11 protein-coding genes and 1 tRNA gene are annotated in these 13,591 nt (G+C 52.6%); 4 read left to right on the top strand and 8 right to left on the bottom strand.

Annotated features, from left to right (window positions below):
* Positions 1-569 (top strand): alkaline phosphatase (locus tag BP727_RS08690; protein ID WP_286858352.1); only part of this gene is annotated, 569 nt, incomplete at its 5' end.
* A gap of 41 nt (positions 570-610) precedes the next feature.
* Positions 611-844, top strand: coding sequence for an Lrp/AsnC ligand binding domain-containing protein (locus tag BP727_RS08685; RefSeq protein ID WP_273270922.1), 234 nt, complete (start codon positions 611-613; stop codon positions 842-844).
* Positions 845-974: 130 nt separating this feature from the next.
* On the opposite strand, the gene BP727_RS08680 is transcribed toward BP727_RS08685, so the two are convergent.
* Positions 975-1,058 (bottom strand) — tRNA-Leu (locus BP727_RS08680).
* Positions 1,059-1,284: 226 nt separating this feature from the next.
* Complete coding sequence (locus BP727_RS08675) at positions 1,285-1,887, bottom strand: hypothetical protein (protein WP_286858349.1); 603 nt, start codon at positions 1,885-1,887, stop codon at positions 1,285-1,287.
* 111 nt (positions 1,888-1,998) lie between these two features.
* On the opposite strand from BP727_RS08675, the gene BP727_RS08670 reads away from it, so the two are divergent.
* Both BP727_RS08670 and BP727_RS08665 read left to right on the top strand, forming a co-directional pair.
* Positions 1,999-2,454, top strand: coding sequence for a GIY-YIG nuclease family protein (locus tag BP727_RS08670; RefSeq protein ID WP_273278338.1), 456 nt, complete (start codon positions 1,999-2,001; stop codon positions 2,452-2,454).
* 502 nt (positions 2,455-2,956) lie between these two features.
* Complete coding sequence (locus BP727_RS08665) at positions 2,957-6,178, top strand: hypothetical protein (protein ID WP_273278339.1); 3,222 nt, start codon at positions 2,957-2,959, stop codon at positions 6,176-6,178.
* Between the two features lie 110 nt (positions 6,179-6,288).
* On the opposite strand, the gene BP727_RS08660 is transcribed toward BP727_RS08665, so the two are convergent.
* From BP727_RS08660 to BP727_RS08635, 6 genes are all read right to left on the bottom strand, one after another.
* Positions 6,289-6,645, bottom strand: coding sequence for a hypothetical protein (locus tag BP727_RS08660; RefSeq protein WP_013719853.1), 357 nt, complete (start codon positions 6,643-6,645; stop codon positions 6,289-6,291).
* 1 nt (position 6,646) lies between these two features.
* Entirely contained in the window at positions 6,647-7,225 is a 579-nt protein-coding gene (pdxT, locus tag BP727_RS08655; RefSeq protein ID WP_013719854.1) for a pyridoxal 5'-phosphate synthase glutaminase subunit PdxT, read from the bottom strand.
* Positions 7,226-8,119, bottom strand: a complete 894-nt coding sequence (gene pdxS / locus BP727_RS08650; RefSeq protein ID WP_013719855.1) for a pyridoxal 5'-phosphate synthase lyase subunit PdxS — start codon at positions 8,117-8,119, stop codon at positions 7,226-7,228. It lies immediately after the preceding gene.
* A 172-nt stretch (positions 8,120-8,291) separates the two neighbouring features.
* Positions 8,292-11,942 (bottom strand): biopolymer transporter Tol, encoded by a 3,651-nt coding sequence (locus BP727_RS08645; RefSeq protein WP_286858345.1) that lies wholly within the window; start codon positions 11,940-11,942, stop codon positions 8,292-8,294.
* A 184-nt stretch (positions 11,943-12,126) separates the two neighbouring features.
* A complete protein-coding gene (locus tag BP727_RS08640) occupies positions 12,127-13,050 on the bottom strand; it encodes a pentapeptide repeat-containing protein (protein WP_286858343.1) in 924 nt (307 codons plus the stop codon).
* Between the two features lie 264 nt (positions 13,051-13,314).
* Complete coding sequence (locus BP727_RS08635) at positions 13,315-13,533, bottom strand: hypothetical protein (protein ID WP_048132320.1); 219 nt, start codon at positions 13,531-13,533, stop codon at positions 13,315-13,317.
* Positions 13,534-13,591: the final 58 nt, after the last annotated feature.

Raw genomic sequence — 13,591 nt, 5'->3', positions numbered from 1 at the left:
TAGATTCCAACACCACAGATAGGCTTTTGGGACTGTTCGATAGCTCTCATATGCAGTACGATCTGGAGAGGCTTTCGGGAGAGGAGAGGGATCCAAGCCTCGCTGAAATGACCAGCAAGGCAATCTCCATCCTCTCCCGTAATCCCAAGGGCTTCTTCCTTATGGTTGAAGGAGGAAGGATCGATCATGCAGGGCATGAGAGGAACATCAGCAAGAACGTCGCTGATACCCTGGCCTTTGACGAGGCAGTGAAGGTCGCAACGGATTTTGCCTCATTGAACAATGAGACACTGGTGATTGTAACTGCAGATCACGAATGCGGTGGGCTGGTCTTGCAGCCGGAGAATCTGGATGTGTATGAGGCAGGAGGCATCAATCCCCTGTTTGCTTCTGGGACTACAAAGACCCAGGGACCCAGATATGATTTCATAACGGAGATGGAGGAGGCCACCCATACAGCAGTGGACGTTCCCATAATGGCCTCGGGCCCTGGGGCAGAAAAGGTCAGCAAGGGCGTGATAGACAATACCCGGATCTTTGAGATAATGAAAGAGGCCTTCGGATTCTAGGCCTCTTTACAATTTTTGAAGGGAATGATGAAGGTGAAAGAATGGTCCTGGCAGTGTCATTGATCGAGGTGACGCCTGATCGAGAGAAGGATGCGTATCGCACGATCAAGGAGATAAATGGCATTAAGAATATCTATCATATATTCGGAGAGCATGACCTTCTCATAATTCATGAGGCGGATGGCCTGAGTTCACTCAAACAAATGCTAAATGATATTAGAGAACTAAAATTTGTGAATGCTATGAGAACGATAGCGGAAACGCTTGCTGATTGAATAGAAGTCGATTGTGTCCATTATGAGGTTGAAAAATCAATATGCTGAGATTCATACGTGGCCTCATAATACCTATTTCAACTATATTCGCGATACAAAACCGACTTAAAGACATCAGAAAAAGGTTTAATGCGGGGTACGGGATTCGAACCCGCGAACTCCTGCGAGACAGGATCTTAAGTCCTGCGCCTTTGGCCAGCTTGGCGAACCCCGCAACCATATAAGGCCGCCGCTTACAATAGGACATGATGGATAAATAGTTTCCCGAATGATCTCAGAAAAAGGAATATTATCTGTTTAGTGGCAAAGGGGAGGCCGTGTGAGCCTACCTTTGCCCATATCGCATCAGGGATCGGCAATGAGCCAATGGCCCAAAGCCTATTCCAGTGCTTTTACTCTCTATTTGCCGTATCTTGATATTATTTATCTATCCGTATTGCTTATTCCGGAGGCAGAACCTGCTCGCCCGCTACTGCTGCTGCCGCCTCGCCCTTAACTATCTTCAGGCTGTTGATCAGGTTCATGGTCACATCCTCTGGATAGGTTGAGGATATAGCGACACTTGTTGTGCCTACAGAGACTGGTCCGCACTCGCACTTCTCGCTGTCAAGCCAGTACACAGCCTCAAAGAGCTGGGTATCGGCTGGAATGCTTGTGATCCCCGGGAAGGGAACTCCGCTGGCTACATATCCTTCCTTTCCATCTATGACCGTGTCTTCTACACTGGTAACATTGAAGCCGTTAACGGCGGCATTCAGGACAGTTATGGTCTTTTGGGGAGCGATGGTTGAATCTATAAGCTCCTTGTACTCGGTTATGACCACCCTTGCCCAGGTGGAGTTGTCTGTTACTACCTGCAGGCCGTAAAATGCAGCCGCATCAGACTCTCCAGCCTCCAGCGGTATCACTTCATACTGCATTTCGGTATTCATATCCAAAGTGACGGCATACGGTCCAAGCTGACTGCTCTCCGGCGCGGATATAGCCAGAGAGGAGAGCATCAGCACCAATGCAAATGCTAATACTGTTCTCACACAATTCACCGAGCTTCTCTTTGCTACTCATCCTAGAAAAGTCTTGCTTTGATATAAATCTCGTATCATCCCTCCAAAAGAGCATTAGTATCAAATAGCGATAATGGGAAACGGATTCATATGAGATATGGCTGTGATGAGTTGGGAATCTACACCATCATCCTCTCTTTGGAAAAGGCGGAGAAGATCTGCATAGGGGCCCTGGGTGAGATCGATTTTGCCCCCGGATGCTATGCTTATACCGGCTCTGCCCGGGGGCCTGGGGGCTGCAGGAGGGTGGATCGCCATATAGAGATATTGCGGGGCACTAGAAACACCAGGAGATGGCATATAGATTATCTCCTCGCTCAGGCGGGACTGGTCGAGGTGTTCATAACCAGGACATCGCGAGATCTGGAATGCAGTATAGCGGAAATGGTAGGAGAGCGTCTTGTGCCCATCAAGGGATTTGGCTCTAGCGATTGCCGCTGCATCAGCCACCTTCACTATGGAGAGGATCTGGTGAGCACTATGGCTGCGGTATCTCTTGCTCATTCTCGGGCGGCATCAATGACGCTTGAGCCATCGCGAGAATAACCAAAATTATAAACTAAATAAAATGAAAAAATAGTTATAGAAGCGGTATAAGTTCAGCTGATAGTGATATATCTCCACTGCTATAAATCTAAAAGTATGCATGCATTCCCCTTTTTTGCCCAAACATCCGAAACCCATTTATAGATTGAAATATAAAAAATGCTCAAAAGGGAAATAATCATAATAAATTAGCAGGGAACCAAAGTCACAATCTATTGAAGGGATAGATTAGATACAATAAGGGAGTAGTTGGATGAGGAGGAGCTCCAAGCTCAGACTACCAAGGGGGAAGCGTAGTCCAAAGGCAAGCCCTATGATGATGGGCATCGCCATATTTCTGGTTATTCTAGTTCCGACCATATTCTATCTTTTTCCCACAGGAGAAGATACTAAATCCTCCATTTCTCTCTCTTCTGACCAGGATTCTGGTATTGAGAATCCCTCTGTCAGCTCCCCGGCAAGAACCGAAAAAGAAGATCCTCAAAGCAGTTCTTCTGAGCCGGTGTTGAGGATTGCTTCCTCAGACGTCTCCCTGCTGGCAGTGGTCAACTCCAGCCCGAATCTATCCCAGGTCCACCTGGAGAACAACGGCATCACAAAGCTTCATAGGATCAAGGTGACGGATCGGGACAGATCCCTGGGCACCCTCTCCGAGCTCGACCCGGGGGAGAAGAAGGTCCTGTCCATAAGCGGCAGAGCGGAAAAGCTATCGGTCTTCGCTCTGGATCCAACCGGCCTGGAGATTCAGGGCCGGGTCAAATACAACTCCACAAAGCAAGAGAAGAATGCATCAGAGGATGTCGGCCTAGAGACGATATTCGATCCGCTTTTATTTTCCATGTCCATTCCCGCCGGTGGCGCCATTCCGGCTGAGGCGGAAGTACCAATAGCAGAGCCGGTCATTCCAGCCATACCCCAGAACTCCAGCTCCACTTCTTTAGCTCTGAACATATCAGTAAATAGATCGGCCTGCCTGGCAGGAGAGGCGATAAGCTACCGATGCCTGGCCACAAACATTGGCCAGGATGAGCTCTCCGATGTTCGCATCACCTGTGCGGGCAAGCTCGCATCCACTGGTTTTCTCACTCCGCACAAGGAGCTGGAGCTGGATGGCATTCTGCTGGTCGAGAATAACACCCGCCTCCTGGCCGAGGCCAGCGCCAAGGATGGCAAGGGCAATATCTATACCAACAACACAAGCATCGATATCCGCATGATCTCCCCTCAGATCAACCTCCTGCTGGAGGCTCCGGAGCTTGTTCACCGGGGGGAGAACGCCTCCATCCTGATCCGGATCGAGAATAGCGGTGAGGATAATCTGACCGACCTGAAGGTCGATGATGGATTCGGAGAGGTGGCCCGGATTCCTGCACTCGCGGCAGGAGAGGCCAAGACAGTGCAACAGAATAGGACGATTCTCCACAGCCTGCCTTATGAGGTCATGGTATCCGCCCGGGACGAGGTCGGTGGAGAGGTCTATTCCAGCCAGAGCCAGACGATTGCAGTGATGAACTCATCGCTCGAGATTCAGAGCGAGAGCACGCAAGTGGCCACATATCCCGGAGAGCCGGCAGAGGTGACCTGGATCCTGGAGAACACTGGCCAGGAAACACTGTTCAATGTCACGCTGCAAGGGAACGGAACGGACTGCATTTTGCCCCAGATGCTCCCAGGAAGATCGGTACGAATGGCCGCCATCTACAGCAAGAATGACAGCACCTGGATCAATGTCACCGCCAGGGGAATGGATGGCCGCGGCTTTGAGACCACCGCCAATGGAAGTGTGCTCTTGAGGGTCATCAAGCCTGGAATTAGCCTGAAAGTCATGCCTGAAAGGATCGAGGCTGCACCGGGTGACGAAGCAGAGATCAGCTGTCTGGTCACCAACTCCGGCCAGGACCGATTGAGGGAGGTGGTCCTCACCCTGGATGGCGCAAAGCTCAGCTCATTGGGCGATCTTGAGCCGGGAGAGTTCAGAGTGGTCCAAGCAAGGCCGCTCATCGAGGAGAACAGCACCCTGCAGTTCGCCGTTGCTGGAGAAGACTCCCAGGGCGAGGTCTGGTCCGACCGGATGGCAGTTGAGGCGATGACGGTCACAACGGCGATCCGGGTCTTTGCAAGCGCCTCGCCCTCGGCCGTAGCCCCCGGAGGCACGAGCAGCATCACCTGCACCGTGGCCAATATGGGAAGCGTGCCACTGTACAGCATCTTCGTCATAAGCGAGAGTTTAGGCCCGCTGGGCAGCATAGACATCCTCTCCCCCAAGCACCAGAAGACGATCACTGCGAAAAAGTCGATCAGCAGGGGTGGAGAAGACACCATAACCGCCGAGGGCTTCACCATGGACAGGAGTTCGGTGCGGGGAGAGTATAATCTGAACCTGGCCCTGATAGAGGGCGCATCTGCTGAAGGGAGTGTCAAGCCATCGGACGATTACCCAGACTATAACGTCAGGATGGTTCCGGCTCGCGTCAGCTATGGAAACAGCAGCCTGCCCTTCAACCTGCCAGAAGAGAAATCGACCATCACTCAGGTATCCGGAAAGATGGCTCGAGATGTGGAGCAATCCGCTAAGAAGTCCGACAACGCCGTGGTAGAAGGAGTCTCAAACCTCCTCCGTTATGTAGAAACGCTCTTGGGCATCTCCGACATCGTGGGAGCTGATAAGGATGCGACAAATGAGTCCGAGGCGGACGAGACCATTAGCCCCGAGTCTGCTCATGAGGATGAGCCGACAGCAGTGCCCTCTATTAATATGTCGACTCAGCCAGAATCTAAGGAGAAGAACCTGTCTGGCCAAGAAAACTATGAGCTGAGCATCGAGGGGGTGAAAAGCTCTGAGCACGGGGCGATCGCCATACTGGACGTGAACGCCCAGCCCAGCCAGCCGGCTGCAGAGGAGGATGTCAAGGTCACTGTTCATATAAAGAGCCCATCTCCAATAACGGATGCCTCTGTGAAGTACGGGCTCTCTGATGCACCATTGACCAGACAGAGCATGAAAGGAATAGACAGGGTATACGACACAAAGATGGTACTTGAGTCGGGAGATGAGATGGATGGATACTGGAGCAGCACCATACCCGGCAGATCGGCAGGCACCTATATGCCGCTCTCAGTTTGGATGACCGATGGATCGAGCACTGCTGAAGGCGGTCCTTATCTGATCCACTGGAGCACTGTCAATGTCGCTCCTGATGCGAAGAGAGAGGAGAGCACCTCCTCAACACTTAATAAGAAGCTATTCATTGAGTCCTCATCGGTAAAAGGCGAGGGGGAGGTCTCCATAAAGGACAACTTCAATGGAGTGGCGATGAACTACAATGAGAATATGATGGGCAGCGGATCGATATCCATGGAGAGCCAGAGGAGCATTGAGAGAAGGCAATCAATAGATAACTTCACCGAGACCAAGGATCTGGTTTTCACTGGCGGCAGCCTGAAAGGCCACAAGACCGTCGAATCGCCAAGGTTTGATGGCGGCATGGGTGCATCAGTCAGCGAGAGGTACAACCTGAGCCATGTGGACCGGTCTGAGAGCTCCAGCGTATCCAGCGCCGGCTATGCCAACAACACCCTGAACTTCAAGACCGAACAGGCCTTTAATGGAACCTGGAATATCCAGACCAAGTATGCCAAGCTCTTCAAGAAGGTCAAGGCAGATCAGCAGTATAAGGGCTCCTTCCAGACGGAGAAGGATATCCAGTTCAAGGACGGCAAGTAGAGACAGAAATATAGCCTTATGGTAAGATTTCGATTGACTTTTGCTATTTTTTAAAAATTATATCGCTCTTATGGAAGCTTTCACTGCAAAGAGCATGATGGACAGGGCTCTTAGCCCCGTCTGGCACTGGCTGCCTGTCTCCAGACCTCATCATAATCATCCAGAGACTCGATCTGGTCATGTATATCGATGCGATGCTGAACCTCAGCCGCGCGCAGCTTATGCTCCATAAAAAGCCGCATCAACTCACGGCACTCATCTCGGATGTTCTCTGCCTCCTGCCAGAAGCTCTCCGCCAGTTCGGCATTCACTGATCTCGTCTCCACGGACTTCCGGCGCAGCTCGATCTCCTTCTGACTGAGAGCTTCGCTCTTCTCCCTCTCTTCCCTGGCCAGAGCCTGCAGCTCTTCTACTTCTTGAGCCATATCCTCTATGCTTCTGGCCACCAGATCCTTCTCTGAGAACATATCAAGCCTCCAGCATCTTCAAAAACAGCTGGTGAAATCTCATATCATCCGTCAGCTCAGGGTGGAAGGCAAGGCCGAGCAGGTTCTTTTCCCGGACAGCGACCGGCAAACCACCCACCTTCGCCAGGACCTGCACATCTCGTCCCACCTCGGATACCACAGGGGCGCGGATGAAGACCGCCCTATAAGGACGGTCCATATCCTCTACATCCAGGTCTGCCTCAAAGGACTCCCTCTGAGGGCCGAATGCATTCCGGCTGATCTTGATATCCATCAGGCCCAGGGGCTGAACATGATTGTCGCCCTCTATCTCTCTGGAGATCAGCACCAGACCGGCGCAGGTGGCAAGGATGGGCAAGCCCGTCGTCGCAGCTGCCTCCAGCTCCCCGGCCAGGCCGGAGCTATTCAGCTGTTGGACGATGGTTGTGCTCTCTCCGCCAGGCAGAACCAGGGCGGAGCAGGACGCGATCTGGCCGGGCTTTCTGACCTCCAGCACATCTATGCCTTCCCCAATCCTCTGCAGAGCATCGACATGCTCCGAGACATCGCCCTGCAGGGCCAGCACTCCTATTTTAGGCACCTACCAGCCTCTCGTCTGCAGGGCTTCAGCTTCGGGAATGCTAGCCGCATCCAGCCCCTTCATGGCCGCCCCCAGACCCTTTGAGACCTTAGCCAGATGAGCAGGATCATCATAATGATGCACCGCCTCCACTATCGCTCTGGCCATCGCCTCCGGGCTCTCTGACTTGAATATTCCCGAGCCCACGAAGACCCCGTCAGCGCCCAGCTGCATCATGAGAGCAGCATCTGCAGGCGTTGCCACCCCACCGGCAGCGAAGTTGACCACCGGTAGACGCTGCATCTGGGCGCACTCCCTGACCAGATCCAGATCTGCCTCGATCTCCCTGGCCACTTTCATCAGCTGAAGATCGTCCATTCCCTTCAGGCTTCTGATCTGGCCCAGGATCATGCGCATATGCAAGACCGCCTGGCTCACATCTCCCGTTCCTGCTTCACCCTTGGTTCTGATCATGGCTGCCCCCTCCTTTATCCGCCGGCAGGCCTCTCCCAGGTTCCGGGCTCCACAGACGAAAGGAATGGTGAATTTCGTCTTCTCGATATGAAATTCGTCAGCAGGCGTCAAGACCTCGGACTCATCCACCATATCAACGCCCAGTGCTTCCAGTATCTGGGCCTCAACGAAGTGGCCGATCCTGGCCTTTGCCATGACGGGGATGGTCACCGCCTCTATGATCGACTCAATGACCAGGGGATCTGCCATCCTGGCCACTCCACCCATCTTCCTGATGTCAGCGGGAACGGCATGTAAGGCCATTACCGCAACAGCACCTGCTTCTTCTGCTATTATGGCCTGTTCAGGGGTTGTGACATCCATGATCACTCCCCCTTTCTGCATCTTTGCGAAACCACGTTTGAGCAGTTCCGTACCAAATCGAAGATTTTCAAGTTCCATGAATTGCCCCAAATATTCTTAAGGGGATAGCTAAACACCGAGAATAAATAAACTTTGCCCCGACGGACTGCGATATCCCTCAAAAAAAATCGGATGAAAAATCCGAAGGATAGCGACAAAAAAGGTCATAAAAGATTGGAGAAGGGGAGGAACGAGCCCGACCCACTCCCTCTTATGGCATATAGTTTTCGTAGATGTATATATCCTTGTCTCCGCTTCGGTCGTCCGTCCAGACGATCCTCCCAGTCCTTATGCGCGGCTCCATCTGATTGCCAGGATCGGTGCAGATGGGCGTCTCCCTTCCAACATTCTGGTCGTAGACATAAATATCCCAATCTCCATTGCGCTTATCCTGCCATACGATGACCCCGTTCTCTACATCGGGATTGATCTGATCGGCTGAATCGGTGGTTATCTGCATCTCCTTGCTCGTGTTCAGGTCGTAGGCATAGATGTCCCAGTTTCCATTGCGGTTGTCCTGCCAGACCACGGTGCGACCATCCGTCGACGCATTGATCTGGTCGGCAGGATCGGCTACAATCGACACCGGCTGTGTGCCCATGCCCTGCTTCCAGAGGAAGATATCCCAGCTTCCTGCCTTGTTGTTCTGGAAGACCAAATAATCCCCTCCCGCCCGGACATTGATGCCGCTAGGAGGTGATTCAGGTGCTGTCTCCTTCTCGTATAGGGGCCGGGAGTAGACCATCCAACCGAAGTAGGTCTTTCTCAGATAGGCCAGGTAATCGTCGCTCAGGGAGATGGGGGTGGAATTCTCCAGGCCATAGACCAGCTCAGTTGAGTTGTCTATGGATATGTCAAACGTCCTGATACACCAGTAGTCCTCAATCTGGTATTGATTGTCCGGATTTCTGGCCACCCAGGCGATGATGTTTCCTCTTATATCCGGATACATGTCTTCGTAGGGACTGGCAGCAAGCGGCAGCTCCAGCTCCTGAGCCAGGCTGTAGACGTAGACATCGGGATCGCCGGTGCGGTTGTCCATCCAGGCCACATAGTAGCCCACCTGATCGTTTCCTCCTACAACCGGATGGCTCTGATCTCCTGGGACCTTGCTGATAACGCTGGTCTGGCCGGCGGCAACTGCCACTGACCTTGGCTTACCGCTGTGGGTATTGATCCAGACCAGCTTCTTGTCCATGCTCGGTTTGGCCTGGCCTGGGCCTGCCTGGACCAGCTCATCCTTCCAGCTGGCCAGGTCCAGCTTCCTAATGGAAGTGTCCTCGCCCGAGCCGTCCACATAGGCGATATAATTGCCCGATACCACGGGGTTGGTCTGCTCTCCCTCCCGGGGATAGGTCTTGCCCCATTTCTTGTCCCAGAAGTAATAAGAGATATCTCCCGTCGTGGCATCCTGCCAGGCAATGGTGTATCCGGAGATATCCGGATAGAGCTGGTCTCCATCTCCAGTGAGCTTGGTCTCGGTTCCATTGACCAGATCCTTCACATAAATATCGAAGTCGCCGTTTCTGCTATCCTGCCAGACCACCAGATCGCCGCTGATGGCTGGATACATCTGCTGCCCCGATCCCTTGTAGATGGGAGTCGTCTTGTCCGTGGACAGCTCCTTCATATATATGTCCCAGTTGCCGCTGGAGTTGTCCTGCCAGACCACCAGGTCGCCGGAGATGGAAGGCCACATCTGGTCGCGTTTGCCGGTAGCCACAGGGGACTCGACGCCGGTGGCAATGTTCGTCATATAGATGTCTGAGTCTCCGCTCCGGTAGTCCGAGTAGACCACTATATCCCCCGAGGCCTTGGGATAGAGCTGATCGTAATCCCCTTTGGTTATGGGCTTTTCCGATCGGGTGAAGAAGTCAAAGCCGTAGATATTCCAGTTGCCCCTCCTGTTATCGCTCCATACCAGCAGGCTGCCGTTGGTGCTTGGATAGTCAGCCTCTAAAAGCAGAAGCGGATCGGAGTTGATATATCTCATCTTTATCTGCGAATAGCCATCGCTGTTGTCCATCCACACGATTTTGTTGTCGCTTATGATCTTGCTTGAGTGATAGGGTTTGATCTGATAGGGATCGCCCTTGCCGTCGTTAGGGGTCTGCTGGGTGGGAAGAGTGGCAACAGGCACCTCCACCCCTTTTCTCAGGTCAAACAGATAGATATCCGAATTCCCCTGCCGGACGTCGAGCCAGGCCAGGTAGTTGCCATGGACCACGGGGTTCCCCTGATTTGCAGTGTCTATCACCACCGCTCTCTCCGTATTGGTGGCCAGGTCATAAGCATAAATATCCCAGTTCCCGTTTCTGCCATCAGCCCAGACCACGTTATCCCCCCAGATCCAGGGTTGGGCCTGACGCGCCGGGTTGGTGCAGATAGCCGTCTCCTCACCTGTGGTGAGGTTGTAGAGATACAGATCCCATTTATCCTCGCCGCTGCGGGAATCGATCCAGACGATTCTGTCTTGATGGATCACTGGGGAGAGCTTCAGGGACTGGGCGGTGGTGATCTGCTTTTCCTGGCCCGTGATGATATCATAGAGGTAGATCTGCTCTCCACCTGAGCGCGCATCGATCCAGATGATGTTGTTTCCATCGATCATACCATAGCGGTGGTCGGACTGATCTATGGTTACCTGCTTGGTCTCCTTGGTTGACAGGTTGCGGAGGAATATCTGCAGATTTCCCAGGCTCATATCCGTCCAGATCAGATTCTTGTTGCTGATATCAGGGCTGCTGTGATCGAAGCTGTCCTCGGTTATCTGCGTCTCCTTTCCGGTTGTGATGTTGAACAAATAGACATTGAAGTTGCCGTCTCTGTTGTCAGTCCAAACGACACTATCTTCGGAGATCGAGGGATTGGTGTGATTGAAAGGACCAATGGTTATGGATATATCGGCCAGTATCTCGAAGTCGAACATCTGGATGTCCGGATCGTTGGTTCCTTTCCGGTAATCGGTCCAGACCACTCCTCGTTCGCTGATCGCCGGCTCCATCTTGATGCTGCCTGGAGCAAGAGCGATATCTGCACTGGTCTCGATATCATAGAGATTGATGTCCGTGTGGTTGTTGAGGTAGGCGATGTAGCGGCCATAGACCCTGGGATCGGTCTGTATGCCTGATTTATTGATGGTCGTCTCCTTGCCGCTCGACAGATCCATAAAGGCGATATCGGATTCTCCTGTGCGGTTGTCTGCCCAGGCTACGATGTCTTTGCTGACCGAGGGAAACGACTGATCACCGGGACCGGTAGAAACGGCGGATTCTTTGCCGGTGGAGATGTCATACATATAGATATCAAAATCACCGGAACGCTCATCCATCCATACAATTCGGTCATCGCTGATCTTGGGCCTGATCTGCTCGCCCTTTGCAGAGGATATCTCCACCTCATTTCTGGAGGAGAGGTCTAGAAGATGGATCTGATAGGTGCCTTTGCGGTCATCCGCCCAAACCACTCTATTTCCGCTGATGTCCGGTTGAGTCTGGTTTCCCTCTGCGGTGGTGATCGCGGACTCGGTTTTGTTGATGACATCATACATATAGATGTCCCCGTTACCGGAGCGCATATCCTGCCAGACGATGCGTTCACCGGAGACGGCGGGACTGATCTGGAAGAAGGGATCGATACAAACCCATCTCTCCAGGCCGGTCTCCAGGTCGTACATGAATATGTCATAATTTCCGCTCCTGTTATCCGACCAGGCCACGACGTATTCATCTATTGCAGGCTGCAGCTGCTCTGAGCCCACAATGATCGCTATAGGACGCTCCTTTCCAAAGTCAGCCCCGCTGGCTGCTCCCGCCAAGAGGAGGGCCGCCGTTATGATCAAAAGCCCAATTGCCTTATGCATCTCATCACTCTGTGATCGATCTATGATGTTCTTCCTCGATACTTGTCTGATGGTTTTGGCGAACCACTATAAGGACTTTTCTCGACGTTTGCCGTGATCAATCCAAAAGGATTTGGATCCATTGTCGGCGGCACCCAAAGGCAATGGTCCTCTCTTCAGGGCCTGGATGGATCGATCCGGCGCTCTAACGGATCATCGTCCGGCCAAGGCTCACAAGGAATAAAGCAAGGAGCAGCCAGCCCAGGATGGACTCCAATGTGGCCAGGTAGCGGTAGACTCCTACTGGGTACCACTTGACCTGGGTCTTGGCAGTGAAGACCATGGCGCTGAAATATAGGTTGTCCAGGAACGTGAGCTCCTCGTTTTGACCCTGGAGGTATTCAGATCCATTCAGAGGCTCCACCACGATTCCCATTCCCTGCCAGTAGAGAAATGCGAACAGCAGGATGAAAAAGCAGCTCAAGAAGACGGTATATCTGGGCCGAACCCCATAACCGCAGGAGATCCAGGCTAGGCCGTCCAAGAGCTTGGACCAGTTGATCTTTCGGTTTTCCCCTTCCCGGATGGCAAAGCTCTTGCCCGCCTGGCTCGCGCGACGGTAGTGGTAATAGCAGTCGTCTGCATCCTCGAACCACTCCAGGTTCCTGTAGTTCCTGGCCAAAGAGAGGTAGGTTTCGCCATCATATCTCAGGTGATTGCACAGCACTGGCCATCTGGCCTCCAGACGGTTGAACTCCGCGTTTTGAAGGGACAACTGACCGGAGATCTGTGCACTTGAGAGACGCATTTTATTGATGCTAGCGCCTGCAAAGGTGATCTCTCTTTGGAAACTGGCCGCGGAACAGTCTGCTGTCTTCATGAATGCCGTCCCATCGAAGAGCGCATCCTCCTGAAAGTGGGCAGAGGCGAAGCTGACCATTGCCAGAAAGGTAGCAGAAGAGAAGCTCGCCTCCTGGCGAAAGGTCGAGCCGCTGAGGTCAAGAGGTTCGCGGAATATAGAATTGATGAAATTGACCCTCCCTAAAAAAACCGAGTTCCTGATCTCGATGCGAGAGGCCAGTACATGGGCCAGAGCGGACATATCCCGAGACCTTTCATTGTGAGTCAACTACTCCGGCCTAAAGACCGGAGCTTGTAACTGAGGTAAGATGTTTCCCCGCTACAATAGGCTGGTTGACACCGACTTGCAAAATCGGTCGAGCCATTTCGTGGTCGAGGCAGCCCGTAAACAGATCATAGCTTCAAATGCATTTCAGCTTAGGCATTGCTGCCTATTCCGATCTGAGTCAGTGTGTGTCTCTCAGTCATCCCACCGAACCGTTGGCTCCGAAGAGTGTCTTGTGGTCTGAGAAAACAACATGTGGAGATGGTATTATGAGAATAAGTATGTTTGTATTGCATTGCGAAAGTAATCCTGGAAAGCGTACGGCTTTCCTCTCCGGCCTGAGGTTTCTATGAAGGGCAGATCAAGTCTGGATAGGTCAATATCGCCAGCTATCGCCGCGTGCTCATAGATGACTGGCTCTCCACGTTCGATCCTCTCTAGGATCTCGCGGGCCTCAATCACGGGGAGATTTGATCCTTCTACCATGCGGTCGCCTCTCTCAATCCACTATCTTAATCCTTTTTGATAGCTTCTCCCAAATCAG

The organism is Methanosaeta sp. UBA356 (genome assembly GCF_002496465.1).
GTDB classification, from domain to species: Archaea; Halobacteriota; Methanosarcinia; order Methanotrichales; family Methanotrichaceae; genus Methanothrix; species Methanothrix soehngenii.
The sequence above is the reverse complement of the archived record's forward strand: the minus strand, read 5'-3'. Positions and strand labels throughout refer to the sequence as shown.